At 43.4% G+C, this 14537-nt stretch carries 14 protein-coding genes and 1 tRNA gene; 8 read left to right on the top strand and 7 right to left on the bottom strand.

All coding sequences use genetic code 11. From position 1 onward, the window contains the following. Positions 1-12 precede the first annotated feature (12 nt). Positions 13-612 (top strand): hypothetical protein, encoded by a 600-nt coding sequence (locus B0I27_RS11610; protein ID WP_106293470.1) that lies wholly within the window; start codon positions 13-15, stop codon positions 610-612. 85 nt (positions 613-697) lie between these two features. On the opposite strand, the gene B0I27_RS11605 is transcribed toward B0I27_RS11610, so the two are convergent. Together B0I27_RS11605 and B0I27_RS11600 are read right to left on the bottom strand one after the other, a co-directional pair. Next, positions 698-1780, bottom strand: a complete 1083-nt coding sequence (locus B0I27_RS11605) for a mannose-1-phosphate guanylyltransferase (protein WP_106293468.1) — start codon at positions 1778-1780, stop codon at positions 698-700. A 14-nt stretch (positions 1781-1794) separates the two neighbouring features. Continuing rightward, on the bottom strand, positions 1795-2760 hold the full coding sequence (locus tag B0I27_RS11600) for a KpsF/GutQ family sugar-phosphate isomerase (protein WP_106293466.1): 966 nt from the start codon (positions 2758-2760) through the stop codon (positions 1795-1797). Positions 2761-2853: 93 nt separating this feature from the next. Here B0I27_RS11600 and recQ point away from each other — a divergent pair, with 93 nt between their 5' ends. The 6 genes from recQ to B0I27_RS11570 all read left to right on the top strand — a co-directional run bounded on the left by recQ (position 2854) and on the right by B0I27_RS11570 (position 9485). Continuing rightward, positions 2854-5043: a DNA helicase RecQ gene (recQ, locus tag B0I27_RS11595; RefSeq protein ID WP_106293464.1), complete on the top strand. Its 2190-nt coding sequence runs from the start codon at positions 2854-2856 to the stop codon at positions 5041-5043. After that, the gene (gene kdsA / locus B0I27_RS11590) at positions 5043-5852 is read left to right on the top strand and encodes a 3-deoxy-8-phosphooctulonate synthase (protein ID WP_106293462.1); all 810 of its coding nucleotides are present in this window, start codon (positions 5043-5045) and stop codon (positions 5850-5852) included. The genes recQ and kdsA overlap by 1 nt, the downstream gene beginning before the upstream one ends. A gap of 66 nt (positions 5853-5918) precedes the next feature. Further along, positions 5919-7382: an Asp-tRNA(Asn)/Glu-tRNA(Gln) amidotransferase subunit GatB gene (gene gatB, locus B0I27_RS11585; protein WP_106293460.1), complete on the top strand. Its 1464-nt coding sequence runs from the start codon at positions 5919-5921 to the stop codon at positions 7380-7382. Further along, positions 7379-8476: a TlpA disulfide reductase family protein gene (locus tag B0I27_RS11580; protein ID WP_245925496.1), complete on the top strand. Its 1098-nt coding sequence runs from the start codon at positions 7379-7381 to the stop codon at positions 8474-8476. Before gatB ends, B0I27_RS11580 begins: the two co-directional genes overlap by 4 nt. A 103-nt stretch (positions 8477-8579) precedes the next feature. Beyond that, positions 8580-9266 carry a response regulator transcription factor gene (locus tag B0I27_RS11575; protein ID WP_106293458.1) on the top strand — a complete coding sequence of 229 codons (687 nt, stop codon included), beginning with the start codon at positions 8580-8582 and terminating at the stop codon, positions 9264-9266. 6 nt (positions 9267-9272) lie between these two features. Continuing rightward, positions 9273-9485: a cysteine-rich CWC family protein gene (locus B0I27_RS11570; RefSeq protein ID WP_106293456.1), complete on the top strand. Its 213-nt coding sequence runs from the start codon at positions 9273-9275 to the stop codon at positions 9483-9485. Between the two features lie 78 nt (positions 9486-9563). Here B0I27_RS11570 and B0I27_RS11565 read toward each other — a convergent pair whose 3' ends face one another. The 3 genes from B0I27_RS11565 to B0I27_RS11555 all read right to left on the bottom strand — a co-directional run bounded on the left by B0I27_RS11565 (position 9564) and on the right by B0I27_RS11555 (position 10655). After that, positions 9564-9743 carry a spore protein gene (locus B0I27_RS11565; RefSeq protein ID WP_106293454.1) on the bottom strand — a complete coding sequence of 60 codons (180 nt, stop codon included), beginning with the start codon at positions 9741-9743 and terminating at the stop codon, positions 9564-9566. Positions 9744-9774: 31 nt separating this feature from the next. Then, positions 9775-9845, bottom strand: a tRNA-Cys gene (locus tag B0I27_RS11560). Between the two features lie 63 nt (positions 9846-9908). Continuing rightward, positions 9909-10655 carry a TrmH family RNA methyltransferase gene (locus B0I27_RS11555; RefSeq protein WP_106293452.1) on the bottom strand — a complete coding sequence of 249 codons (747 nt, stop codon included), beginning with the start codon at positions 10653-10655 and terminating at the stop codon, positions 9909-9911. Between B0I27_RS11555 and tamL the strand changes: the two genes are divergently transcribed. Continuing rightward, positions 10646-13012 (top strand): translocation and assembly module lipoprotein TamL, encoded by a 2367-nt coding sequence (tamL, locus tag B0I27_RS11550; RefSeq protein WP_245925495.1) that lies wholly within the window; start codon positions 10646-10648, stop codon positions 13010-13012. The two genes, B0I27_RS11555 and tamL, sit on opposite strands and share 10 nt — an antisense overlap. A 21-nt stretch (positions 13013-13033) precedes the next feature. Here tamL and B0I27_RS11545 read toward each other — a convergent pair whose 3' ends face one another. Beyond that, the gene (locus B0I27_RS11545; RefSeq protein ID WP_106293450.1) at positions 13034-13582 is read right to left on the bottom strand and encodes a hypothetical protein; all 549 of its coding nucleotides are present in this window, start codon (positions 13580-13582) and stop codon (positions 13034-13036) included. Positions 13583-13708: 126 nt separating this feature from the next. Beyond that, entirely contained in the window at positions 13709-14374 is a 666-nt protein-coding gene (locus B0I27_RS11540; RefSeq protein ID WP_106293447.1) for an outer membrane beta-barrel protein, read from the bottom strand. Positions 14375-14537 lie beyond the last annotated feature (163 nt).

Raw genomic sequence — 14537 nt, 5'->3', positions numbered from 1 at the left:
AAATTCAATACAATGAGAGTTTATTATTCTAAGGCAGCCGCATTCGTCGTCGGCTGCGTTTCATTTCTGTCTTTAAGCAATCCATCGCTTGCACAATCTCAGGTCCACAGGGCAGTGGAGGCCGAAGAAAAGGGTTACAAAATTACGCTTGCCCTGGGGCATGCGCACATCCACGAAGGGATTGAGGATGGTAACGAAAAGTGGTTAATGATGCCGTCATGGGCTTTCAATGCCGACTATGTAATCAATAAGCACTGGGCATTCGGTTTACACAATGACTTAATCCTGGAAAACTTTACAGTGGAGGAGCATCTCAATAATGAAAGACATACCGTTCTGGAACGCTCAAGACCTTTCGCCACGAAAGTTGTGGGAACTTACAAGCCGGGATCCCATCTGGGTCTGATGTTGGGGGTAGGTGATGAAATTACGAAGGAGGAAAACCTGTTTTTATCTACAGTAGGAGTGGACTATGGCGTTCATATCCATGGGGGCTGGGAAGTCGTCGGTGAGCTTACCTATGACGTTAAGTGGAAGTCTTATGACACTTGGGTACTGGGATTTGGCATAAGTAAATTCATTGGCGGTCGCCATCATAAGCACAAAGGCTAATTTTGGTAGCTGGGCTAAACAGAGCATGCGGTTAAAATACTACTGAACCGCATGCCTGGTTGATATCTGAAACACCAAAAGTTTTTTAATTATATAAAGTCCCGAATTTCGACTTTACATCCGCTACGATCTGCTTCACCTGTTGCTCATGGGATTTCTGACATATCATAAGAGTATTGTTCGATTCTACCACAATATAGTCATCCAGACCCTGCATGATTACCAGCTTGTCTTTCGGAACCTTCACCATACAGTTTGATGAATCATACATCATGACATTCTCAGAAGGAATAACCGCATTTCCGAGATAGTCTTTTTGCGCCAGTTCATAGACCGATGACCAGGTTCCCAGGTCAGACCATCCGAAGTCAGTTGGCAGCACATAAACATTCGACGCTTTCTCCATGATTCCGTAATCAATGGAGATATTGGTGCATTGAAAGTAAGCATGGTGAATAAAGCCACTTTCCGCCTCTGTGTTGAGTTTACTGGCGCCTTCCCTGAAGATGTCATTCATATCGGGCAAATGCTCGTGTAGTGCGCTCAGAATTGATTTGGCCGACCATACAAAGATACCTGCGTTCCAAAGGAAATCGCCGCTTTGAATAAACGTCTGCGCTAGTTCATAGTTCGGCTTTTCGGTAAAGGTTTTAACCTTATGGAAGGAGTTTTCTATCGTTTGAGTGGTGTACTGGATGTAGCCGTAACCGGTGTCGGGCCGTGAAGGCTTGATACCGAGAGTGATCAGGCAATTGTTTCCTGAAGCCGCTTCAAGTGATAAAAGGATGTCCTTGCGAAAAGCTTCCTGATCCAGGATCAAATGGTCGGATGGCGAAACCACTATTGCTGCGTCAGGGTTCAGCAAGCTGATCTTGTGGCTTGCATAAGCGATGCAGGGGGCCGTGTTTTTCATGATGGGCTCGCCAAGGATCTGCTCCTCTGAAATACCGGACAACTGTTCTTTGACAAGGGGAATGTAACTTTCGTTTGTGGCTATGTAAATGTTTTCAGCCGGAATTATTTTTAAAAAGCGTTCGTACGTCTGTTGAATAAGTGTCTTTCCGGTACCAAGGATATCCAGAAATTGTTTAGGATGGGCAGACCGGCTTATGGGCCAGAACCTGCTGCCGATACCTCCTGCCATTATAATGGCATAAAAGTTCTTCATTTTAGCTCAATTGGTTAAATAATTCCTTCTCTTAATAAATCGTGCAAATGTATAATACCTTTGTATATTCCAGCTTCTAAAACGATTAATTGTGTAATATTATTTGCCCGCATCATAGCAAGGGCATTCACTGCCAGTTCGTCGCTTTCAATTGTTCGCGGCGCATTATACATAATATCTTTTGCCTGCAAGCGAGCCGTCGTTTCATACTTTTCCATCATTCTGCGAATATCACCATCCGTAATTATGCCGCATATTTGATCTTCAAGCAAGACCGTTACAGCACCTAAACGGTTTTTAGTGATTTCTATTATGACTTCTCTAATGGAAGCGTCGGGGCGCACCTTCGGTTTTTCGTTGTTGATATAAAGATCACTCACCTTAAGGTAGAGTCGTTTTCCCAGGGTACCTCCAGGATGATAGCGGGCAAAATCTGAACTGCTGAACCCTCTGGATTCGAGAAGGCATACAGCCATAATGTCGCCCATTACTACCTGTGCAGTTGTGCTCGATGTGGGAGCGAGGTTTAGCGGACAGGCTTCCCTTTCGACTGTAGTGTCGAGAACGAGGTCAGCGTTGCGTGCCAGGTAAGAATCAACGTCGCCAACCATGCCGATGAGTTTGCTTCCGGCAAGTCTTAAAAGCGGAACGAGAACCTTGATCTCCGGGGTGTTACCGCTTTTGGAGATGCAGATTACAAGATCCTCATCCTGAATGATCCCAAGATCCCCATGAATCGCATCGGCTGCATGCATGAATACCGAAGGAGTTCCGGTAGAGTTGAAAGTAGCGACGATTTTTTGTGCGATAATAGCACTTTTTCCAACTCCCGTAACAATAACACGACCTCTCAATTGAAGTATGGTTTCAATTATCACCACAAAGTCATTATTCAGTTTGGAGAGCAATCCGGAAACTCCGTCAAGCTCAATCTGTAATGTTTTTTTTGCTGTCTCAAGCACGTTTAGTGGGGCTTCCAAGGAGATTTATTTTAGAAATAGATACATTTTAACCGCAAAAATATGTTATTTTGGGGTTAAGTTTAGGTTTTCTAAATTTTTCCGAAGTGGACGATGGAGATCAAGAAATCATTATTTGATAATTTACAGAATTTTTTCGGCTTTGATAATTTCAAGGGCGAGCAAGAAGCGATAATCACCAACATAATACAGAAAAAAGACACATTTGTAATAATGCCTACGGGGGGCGGTAAATCGATATGTTACCAATTGCCCGCGTTGATGAGTGAGGGAACGGCTATAGTTATATCGCCGCTTATCGCCCTGATGAAGAATCAGGTAGACCAGTTGAGAGGGTTTGGGGGGACGGAAAGTATCGCACACTTCTTAAACTCTTCATTAAATAAATCTGAGATAGCAAAAGTTAAACACGATGTTCTTAGCGGGGAAACGAAGCTACTTTACGTTGCACCCGAGTCGTTGTCGAAACAGGAGAATATTGATTTTCTCCGGCTAATCACCATATCTTTTGTGGCTGTTGACGAAGCCCATTGTATTTCTGAATGGGGGCATGATTTCAGGCCCGAGTACCGGAAAATAAGACAAGTTATCAGTAATATTGGTGACCAGATTCCCATTATTGCGCTAACAGCGACTGCTACTCCGAAAGTACAGCAGGATATCATCAAGAACCTTCAGATGACTGACTCGACGTTGTTTAAGTCATCCTTTAATCGCCATAATCTTTATTATGAGGTGAGGCCGAAGCGAAACGTCGTTAAAGAAATCATCAGGTTCATAAAATCGCATTCCGGGAAATCGGGTATCGTGTACTGTCTTAGCCGTAAGAAGGTTGAAGAGATCTCGGAAGCCTTAAAACTTAACGGTATTAAGGCACTTCCATATCACGCCGGACTGGATCCGAAAACAAGGGCGGATACGCAGGACAAATTCCTGATGGAAGATGTCGATGTGATCGTCGCTACTATCGCATTTGGAATGGGCATAGATAAGCCGGACGTTCGTTACGTTATCCATCACGACATACCCAAAAGCATGGAGGGTTACTATCAGGAGACTGGCAGGGCCGGTAGAGATGGTGGAGAAGGTGTCTGTGTTGCGTTCTATTCGGAAAAAGACATCGATAAGCTGGCTAAGTTCATGAAAGACAAACCTGTCTCTGAACGGGAAATTGGGACGCAGATATTGAAAGAGGTGATAGATTACGCGGAGTCGGCTGTCTGCCGAAGAAAGCAAATTCTGCACTATTTCGGGGAAAACTTTGACGAGGCTGGTTGTGGGTCAATGTGCGACAACTGCAGAGCAGAGCGCAGTCACTTTGATGCAGCAGAGAAACTCAAGACGACACTCATCATGATACGCGAACTGGGAGAGAAATTCGATGATCTTCATCTCCTGAACATCCTTATGGGGGTCGATACTTCCCAGGTCAGCGCTTATCAGCATAACAAGTTGCCTTATTTTGGGAGCGGTAAGGCCGATGGCTTACTTTTCTGGAAATCGTTATTACGCCAGGCTCTCCTGAATAATTATTTATCAAAGGATATAGACAATTATGGCTTGCTGCGCTTAACGAAGTCAGGCAGCGGTTTTATCGATAATCCTCATTTTCTGAAGTTCGTCATGAACCGCGAATTGGGATCGATGGATGACGACTTTGATGACCCTGATCAGCAACCCGCCGGAGCACTGGACACCGAACTTTTCAAGATGCTTAAGGATCTTTGTAAACGAATGGGCGTTGAAAAGAACCTGCCGGCGTATGTCATATTTTCAGATCCTTCTTTGGAGGAAATGTGTATACATTACCCGATTTCCATTGAGGAATTGAAGCAGATTCAAGGTGTGGGTGCTGGAAAGGCGCTTAAGTTTGGCGCACCATTCGTGAAACTGATCAGCAAATATGTAGAAGAGAAAGAAATTGACAGACCACTCGACCTGATCATAAAAAGTGCTGCAAATAAGTCGGCATTAAAGGTTTCAATTATCCAGAATATAGATCGTCATATCGCACTTGAGGATATCGCTTCCTCAAAAGGGATATCCTACGAAGATATCTTACGGGAGGTTGAGTCAATCGTCAATTCAGGCACTAAGCTCAATCTGAACTACTACATCGATGAGATGATAGATGAAGACAGACAAGATGAGGCTTTCGATTATTTCAGGTCGTCTGAAGTTGATTCTATAGATATCGCTTTGAAAGAACTTGGATCCGACGACTACACTCGTGAGGAGCTGCAGCTCATGCGAATTAAATTTTTATCAGAATTAGGAAACTAATGATCAATCAAATTCCAGGTATTAAACATACCGATACCAATAACTTCTTCCTGATGGCTGGCCCCTGCGCTATTGAAGGGGAGGACATGGCGCTGAAGATAGCTGAGCGGATAATTAATATAACCGACAGGTTGGGCATCCCCTTTATTTTCAAAGGCTCATACCGGAAAGCAAACCGGTCAAGGGTTGATTCCTTCACCGGAATAGGTGATGAGAAAGCTCTTAAGATACTGGCAAAGGTAGGCCATGAGTTCGGTATTCCAACCGTTACAGACATTCACGAAAGCAATGAGGCAGCAATGGCCGCCTGCTATGTAGATGTTTTACAGATCCCGGCATTTTTATGTCGGCAGACCGATCTGCTCGTCGCTGCTGCGAAAACAGGGAAGTTTATCAATATCAAAAAAGGGCAGTTTCTTTCCGCGGGTTCGATGTCTTTTGCAGTAGACAAAGTGAGGGATTCGGGAAATTCGCAAGTGATTCTTACAGACAGAGGTAATACATTCGGGTATCAGGATCTTATCGTTGATTTTAGGGGAATTCCTGAAATGCGCTCGTTTGGCGTGCCTGTGGTGATGGATTGTACACATTCCCTCCAGCAACCCAACCAGCCCAACGGGGTTACTGGGGGTAAGCCGGGACTGATCGAAACCATCGCTAAGGCAGCTATTGCAGTTGGCGCAGACGGGCTGTTTATAGAAACTCACCCTGACCCTTTGCATGCAAAGTCAGATGGTGCCAATATGCTCCATCTGGAATCTTTGGAACAACTCCTTGAGAAACTTGTACGGATCAGGCAGGCGCTGTAAGCCACTCATCCCGCAAATGATATAATATTCGACATCAGCTTTAACCTTAATAAAGTACATTTACATATGACAGAGGAAATTCTGGCAAAATATGATCTGGTTATCGGACTTGAAATCCATGCGCAGCTCTTAACGAACAGCAAGATATTTTCATCGGACCCTGCGTCTTTTGGCGCCGGACCGAATGAGCATACTAGCATCATTTCGGTTGGCTTACCCGGAACATTGCCAAAGATCAACGAGAAGGTGGTGGCGTATGCGGTAAAAATGGGATGGGCAACCAACTGCACCATCAATAAATACAATCGTTTTGACCGCAAAAACTATTTCTATGCAGATCTTCCAAAGGGATATCAGATTACACAGGACGAGATCCCCATCTGTCAGCGAGGATACATAACCATCCGTTTAAAGGATGGTGCGGAAAAAGATATCAGGATCAACCGAATTCATATGGAAGAGGACGCCGGTAAGAGCATGCACGACAAAGACAGTAGCTATTCGCTTATCGATTTGAACAGAGCTGGCGTCCCTCTGATAGAAATTGTTTCAGAACCCGACTTGCGTTCTGCAGAAGAAGCAGCGGCCTATATGTCTGAAATCCGCAAGATCGTCAGATACCTGGGCGTGTGCGATGGTAATATGGAAGAAGGTAGCTTACGTTGCGACGCCAATATATCCGTACGGCTCAAAGGTACCGAAGAGTACGGAGCACGATGCGAGGTAAAAAACCTTAATTCCATTCGTAATCTGCAAAGAGCCATTAATTACGAGTTTAAAAGGCAGGTTAAGCTGGTTGAACAAGGAGAGCATATTGATCAGAATACGCTGAATTTCGATGCAGCAACGGGAATTACGTCCGTTTTACGTTCCAAGGAAATGGCAAACGACTACCGGTATTTCCCTGAGCCAGACCTTCCACCTCTTGAGTTATCTGAGGACTGGATCCAGCAGCTTAAAAGCGAACTTCCAGAGCTACCCGAGCAAAGGATAAAAAGATATTCAGAAGAGTTTTCATTATCGCGTTACGATGCGTCGTTGCTCACATCAGATAAGGCGATAGCCGACTTTTTCGAGCAACTTGTGACGCATACACCTCACTATAAAGCGGCAGCCAACTGGGTGAATGGGCCTCTGCAGTCGTATGTTAATGAGACAGGTAAGGGCTTTTCTGTGCTGGACGCGTATGCAGCACAAATCGCGGAAATAATAGCGCTTGTAGAGTCGTCAAAAATTAATAATACTGCCGCCGTCCAGCAATTGTTCCCGGCGCTTGTTTCAGGAGATGGTAAGTCGGTAGACCAACTCGTTCAGGAGCTTAATCTGATTATCGACACGGACGACAGCGAACTCCTGGGCTTCATTGGAGAGGCAGTTGAGAAGTATCCCGCTAAGGTGTCTGAATACCATAAAGGTAAAAAAGGCGTTTTAGGATTATTTATGGGTGAGGTTATGAAGATCTCCAAGGGGAAAATAGATCCTAAAACCGCCAATAAACTTCTTGTAGAAAAATTAGAATCTTTAAAGTGAATAGAATAATAGTACTCCTTATTGCCTTGACGATAGCTCTGTCGGGATGCCAGAACACAACTTCCTTTACAATTGATGGCACCCTGAAGAATGCCGGAAATCTGAACAAGGTGCGTATTTACAAGGGAAATGATTTGGTTGACTCAGCCGTTGTAAATGAAAAGGGGGAGTTTCGGTTCAGGATTCCTTCTCCCGAACCTGATTTCTTCTATATCGTTGCTGATGCGAAGAATTATCTGTTGTTGGCGCAGAACGGCGACAAGCTTAAGTTTAGTGCCGATTATGCTAGTTCGGTTGGCGATTACGAAGTCGAGGGCTCTGCGGATGCGGAAAAGCTTAAAGAACTTAACAAGATCAACGGAAAATACGGGAAGGTATTCATTGATCTGAAGACGGAGTTGGACCGGCGCTCATCGGCTAATCCCGCCGCTCGCGACGCGATTATGCAGGAACTCAGCCCAAAATTTGATGAGAATATGAAAGCCTTCGGGATCGAGGTTCTGTCCTTCGCCGAGGGGAATAAAGATAATCTTGCAGGTTTCTATGCTATGAGCATGCTCGATCCGATAGAATACGAAGAACCTCTGCTATCATACGCAGAAACTTTGAAAGGTAAGTTTCCAACAAACAAGCCGGTACAGGACTTCATCGCCAAGATGAATAAGGTCAAACCAATTGCGAAAGGTCAACAGGCGATCGACTTCCAGGGTACAGCACCTAATGGCCATATTGTGAAACTGTCTGACTTCAGGGGAAAATATGTTCTGCTTGACTTCTGGGCGTCATGGTGCGGACCATGCAGACAAGAGAATCCAAATATCGTTAAGCAGTACCATGCCTTCAAAGACAAAAATTTCGCAGTGTTGGGCGTTTCGCTGGATGGTGACAGGGAAGATTGGATAAAAGCTATTAAAGATGATAAACTCGACTGGCCTCATGTTTCTGAGCTTAACCAGTGGAACAGCGAGGCGGCCAGACAATATCAGGTATCAGCAATACCTGCCTCGTTTCTGATCGATCCTACAGGCAAAATCATTGCTAAAAACCTGCGCGGAGAGGCACTTGAAGAATTCCTCAAGAAGACATTAAATTGATCTCAAGAACTTGTTAAGATATCCACCTTGTTAACAATAACTTAATATTGTAGTAACTTTGAGGTATCCTATTCCTGCTACATTAGCACTGTAATCGAAAATCATGAGTTCAGCAAAACAAAAAATTCTAATCGTTGATGACGAACCAGACATCCGGGAGCTAATTGAATACAATCTCAAAAAGGAAGGTTATCTGGTTTATACAGCCAGTAACGGTCAGGAGGGTATAAACGAGGCAAAGCGGGTTCATCCGGATCTCATCATTCTCGACGTGATGATGCCCAAGATGGATGGTATCGAAGCTTGCCGGATTATGCGGTCGATGAACGACTTTAAATCTACGTTCATGGTCTTTCTTACCGCCCGCAGCGAGGAGTATTCGGAAATAGCAGGGTTTAATGTAGGTGCAGACGATTACATCGCCAAGCCGATTAAATCACGTGCGCTGGTTAGTCGCATTAACGCAATCCTGAGAAGGAACAACCAAACAGAAGATGTTGTAGAAAACAAGATTGAAATAGGTGATCTTGTTATAGACCGGGAAACATACCTCGTTTATCAGCGCGGAGAACGGATATCTCTCGCCAAAAAGGAGTTTGAGTTGCTTTATCTACTAGCTTCAAAGCCAGGAAAAGTCTACACCAGAGAGGTGATCCTGAAAAATATATGGGAAGACTCTGTGGTGGTGACGAATCGCACAATAGATGTTCATATCCGAAAGGTGCGTGAGAAGCTAGGTGACAATTATATATCTACTGTTAAAGGTGTCGGATACAAATTTGATATTTAGGACTGAATGACCAAGCATGAGATCATAAGTTGTGAGCGTTGCTCTGCCCGGATTGAATGCAGGTCGAATGCTTATACAAGATGTCAGTGCAATACTGTACAGTTAACTCCGGACGAAATCGAGTTTATTGGCGAGGGTCATGAGGGCTGCCTCTGTGCTTCTTGTTTGCTTGAGCTGAGGAATATTTACCAGACTTCGCAGTCTGAACTAACGTCGTAGCTGCAAAATAAGGTCAAAAAGAAAAGGCGGATAAAATATTTATCCGCCTTTTTGCTATCTGTAAAACAGATAAGTATCTTACTTAGCCTGAGCTTCGATCTGAGCAAGAACAGCATTGTTCTTAGCAACCTGGCTAGAAGCAGATTCCTGAGAGCGGCTTCCTACTTCGATATTACGGCCAATCTTTAGAAATTGAACTTCAAGGCGTGAAACCGTTTTGTTTTTTCTATCTTTTCTCTTTAAACGTGTAACTCCCATTGTCTTTTTTTTAATTTTTTTAATTCCTGTGAGGTCGGAAGCGGATTCGAACCGCTGTAGAAGGTTTTGCAGACCTCTGCCTAGCCACTCGGCCATCCGACCCTTTTGTAGGGAGTGCAAAAATAATAATTTATTGGTACCCCGCAACAATTATTTGCAAAGAATTTATAAACCTCGCCGTTTTATTTCGGAACATATAATCGAGGCTGAAACCGCCACGTTCAGAGATTCGGCATCCCCAAACCTTGGAATGGTGATCTTGTCTGCAATCAATTCTATCACACTGTCAGAAATCCCCTTACCCTCGTTCCCCAAAACAATTAATCCAGGCCTGTCAAATCCAGTCTCGTAAACAGAGTCTCCCTCCAGGAAGGCGCCATACACGGGTAGTTGCATCTCCTTAATAAACGAAGAAAGATTTACATAGTGCACGGCGAGCCTCGAAAGCGATCCCATAGAGGCCTGTACCACTTTAGGATTAAACGCATCTACGGTATCGTCAGAGCAGACCATCTGAGAGAAGCCAAACCAATCTGCAGTACGTATTATCGTTCCAAGATTGCCCGGGTCCTGAATTCCGTCAAGTACCAAAGTGTATTTATCGAGAAAACTTTCTGATCTTAACGGGGTTTTCTCAGGAATCCTTATAATTGCAAGAGCATCCTGAGGCGTATTGAGCGTGCTGATTTTTTTTAGCTCCGGTTCGCTGATTTCGTGTAGTTTAATACTGGGGGACAAGTCGTTAAACTTTTCAAGGGATGAGCCTGTGCAATAAATTGAATCTACCTGATAGTTCGAATTGATGAATTCAGAAATCGATTTAGTGCCTTCTACCAGAAATAGACCTCGGTCTCTTCTGTTTTTTTTTAAATGTAATGCATTTACAAAACTGATTTGAGATTTTGAAAGCATATAAAGATTACGTTGTTTTATTATTACGTGCAAGTATACTGTTTTTAACAGTTATTTTATCAGGATGTTCCGCCACGAGGTATCTGAACGATGATCAGGCACTCATCAAGGATGTAAAGCTAAAGGGTATCAGTAAGGATTTTTCCGAAGACGCATACCAATATGTACAGCAAGACATTAGACCCAACTCGAGGATAAACCTCGCGCTGTATAATATGTTCAATACCAGAGACGGTAAATACAGGTCCGACCGTATCAAGAACATCGGAGAAGCACCCCGACTTCTCGACAGCTCGCTTGTCGATATCTCGAGTCGGGAAATCCAGAAATTTCTTGCCTATAAGAGCTTCTTTAATGCGGCGGTAACCAGCGAGATCAGGGTGAAGAACAAAAAGGCTTATATCACTTTCATAGCAGAACCCGGACCTTCATTCAAAGTTCGTAACATCAATCACGCTATATCAGACAGTGCAGTTCGCGATTTGTATGTCAAAAACCGGGAGAACTTCACGAAGCTTCACTCAGGTAATCGTTATGACGTCGATTCCATCATGTATGAGATCAACAGTATCTTCACTTTGATGAAATCTAACGGATATTACGACTTCCTTAAGCCTTACATCCACGTTGATGCAGATAGTACGCTTCTATCTAGTCAGGTTGATCTGAAACTAAACGTTTATAATCCTCTCGGAAAAATGGCCCATAAGGTCTATTATTTGAAGAATACGAATATCGACATCAGAAACAGCAATATCCGCTTCGGCAGAAGACCGCCCGACAGTGCTATAGTCGATTCCCAATATTTTTTCAGGGATTATTCCCATCGCTTCAAATTCGATAAGCTGACCCGGTATATCTTCCTGAATAAGGGTAAAAAATATAGTGTAGAGAATGAAAACCTGACATATGATCGTTTATATGAGTTGAACGTTTTCCGCAATATCAAGATAGAATACGAGAAAGATCCCGACAGTATCCATTTAAACGCCCGGATGGAGATCACTCCTCTGAAAAGAAATAGTAATAGAGTAGAAGGGGAATATACATTTAACTCAGGTAGGAACGGCTTTAATATCGGAAATACGTATACAAACCGTAACCTGTTTGGCGGCGCGGAACGACTGGACATTAAATTCCGCTACGGTATCCTCTTTGATTCAAGAGATAAGAAGCTTTTTAGCAGTATTTTTAACCGCGACATACAGGTTGGTGCCAATCTGATTATTCCCCGGATTGTCGCACCCTTCCACGTGAGAGAAAATTACCGAGCCGGGCTCCCTCATACCACCATTTCCAGCAGCATGCAGATCTTTGATCAGCCCGGGGCGTTCAGGAACAGGTTGTTTATTAATTCCATAAGTTATGACTGGACGCAGAGTAAGAATCGACTGCACAGCTTTACACCTATCAATATAGAGTATAGAGATGGAAGACTGGATCCGGACTTTAGATATCGCCTTGACACTGCGGGAAATCTTTTATATATCCGCACAAATGACAGGAGGTTTATTAACATAGGTTCGCAGTATAACTTCACTCTGAATGCTTCAAAATTATCTAGCTATACAAATTTTACTTATTTAAGAGCTTTTTTCGATATCGGAGGAAACTCTTTAGGACTTGCAGCAAAACTGTTCAGCCTTCATAAAAATAGTGATGGCGAGAGGACTTTCATGGGGCTCCCGTACCTACAATATGGCAAAACGGAAATAGACTTAAGATGGTATCGTTCCTTTGCCGGCGAACGACAGTTTGTCGCTCGTATAAATCCGGGTGTGGCCGTGCCTTACGGAAACTCTCGATCCTTACCTTTTGAACGAAACTTTTACGCAGGTGGATCAAGTGGAGTAAGGGCATGGCAGGCGAGAACCTTAGGCCCTGGAACATACAACAGAAGCGTAATTGAATCGGAAGAAACGAGAAAGAACCTAACCTATCTTGATCAGTATGGTGAGGTTAAGGTGGAGGGAAATCTTGAATATCGATTTAAGATTATGGAAAACTTTTTTGGCTCGAAACTGAGGGGAGCCACGTTTTTTGACTTCGGAAATGTATGGCTACTGGACGAAAATGAAAAGGTTCCAGGGGGAAAGCTTCAGCTCGATAAATTTTTTGACCAGCTAGCTCTGGGTGCCGGTGCCGGCTTACGTTTTGATCTTCAGTATTTCGTGTTCCGGTTTGACGTAGGAGCTAAAATCAAAGATCCACAGTTCAGCGGATCAGACAACTGGGTAATCAAGCACTTGTTTAGCAGCGAAGCTAGAAAAGAGTTTAAAGAAGAGTACATTAAAACTAATTCGCCGGATCGTTATCGTTTTTTACAATATAACTTCGGTATTGGTATGCCATTCTAACTCCGTGCGTTGGTTTTCTGACTACAAAAGTGCATTTTTCAGCCCGTCAAATATCGTTTCGAAGATCGTCGGTATCCCCAAACCCTGGTTGGAATTAAACAACAGAAGCAAGATCAAAATAATTACGGCGAAGACAATAAATTTTCTGAATATCCCCGCGATGACTACAAGGGCCAGAGGGATGATAATCAGCATCATCCAGTTAATTTTAATCGGGTTAATTCCCGACTCCTTCTTTAATACATAATAAAGCTTAGCAGGGGTCGCAGCTTCATTCTTGTGCTTCAGGTATACAAAGGTGGATTTCTCGATCTGCTGGGGCGCAATGGCAACACCCTCATTGAATTTAAGTTCCTGCTTAAAGCCATTAATTGTGAAAACGAAAGTTCCGTTTATCGTTTCTTTTGGTACCTCGTTCTCGTCAGCAGCGATGATAGCCAGCTTATCATTTTTAAGAAGATTCTCTTTAACGATGAAGTTCGTTATGGAGTCGGTTCCTGACTGGGCCATGCTGTTAAAGCCCGTTAAAACGAATAGTATGGAAAGTAGTCTTCTAAATGTAGTCATCATTTGCTGCAAGATAAGCCGGCGCAAATATAAACTTCGGCGCTCATAAACAAGTGAAGCCCTCGAACATAAAGTCGAGGGCTCCGGGAATAATTAATCATTAAGTTAAAAAGATTCGATACTCTGGGCTTAGAAAGCGTAACCTACAGAGAAAGAAAGCACACGGTTTGTTGTTTTTCCGTTATCACCATCTCCGTTTGGACGCAGATCTGAAAGACCTAATCCGTAACCTGCACCAATGTTAAAACCGCTGTTTAGTTGAAAACCTGCCAGGAAGTTAACACCAAAGTCTGTTCCTTTGTAGTCGTCTCCATTGTCGGAACCAAATTCAAGGTCTCTTTTTGTTTCGCCTTCAGCACCGAAGAAGCTTCCTGATTGTTTTCTCTCACCAGAAATTGCAAATGCTGCATAAGGTCCTGCACCCAGGTAAAAGTTTGTGCCTGTGGTTCCCAGAGGAATTTTACCAACAAGGTTTACAGGGATTTCGGCATACATAGTATTGTCTTTTCGTTCGCCATTAACGTTTGATCCGCCCCAGGTTTGCTTTCCACCCTTACCTTGTAAAGAGATCCCTGGCTGTACGGATAAACCGTTTGCTACCGGAACATCAGCATACCCTGTAATACTGAAATTAGTTGCTGACTCTGACTCGAAGTCTTCACCATTCGAATTATTAACATGCAATTTAGGCAAGTTAACACCCACTTTCAAACCGTATTTTACCGGCGGTAAAGACTGTGCGAATGCAGCACTTCCCACTAGGAATCCAGCTGCTAGTAAAGCTATTTTTTTCATGTTTTCTACTTTTTAATTTTTAAGTATGTGGTGGGATAAAGGCAAATCCCACGCCTGTATAACTAAAAAATTAAAAATTAGTTAATAATGAGCGTTTTAGTTAACACAAGGAAGATTTGAAGCAAATAAATCTGTTTTGTTTGCTGGTCATTTCTGTATTAAA

This window comes from Arcticibacter pallidicorallinus, from assembly GCF_003002875.1.
Lineage (GTDB): Bacteria > Bacteroidota > Bacteroidia > Sphingobacteriales > Sphingobacteriaceae > Arcticibacter > Arcticibacter pallidicorallinus.
The sequence above is the reverse complement of the archived record's forward strand: the minus strand, read 5'-3'. Positions and strand labels throughout refer to the sequence as shown.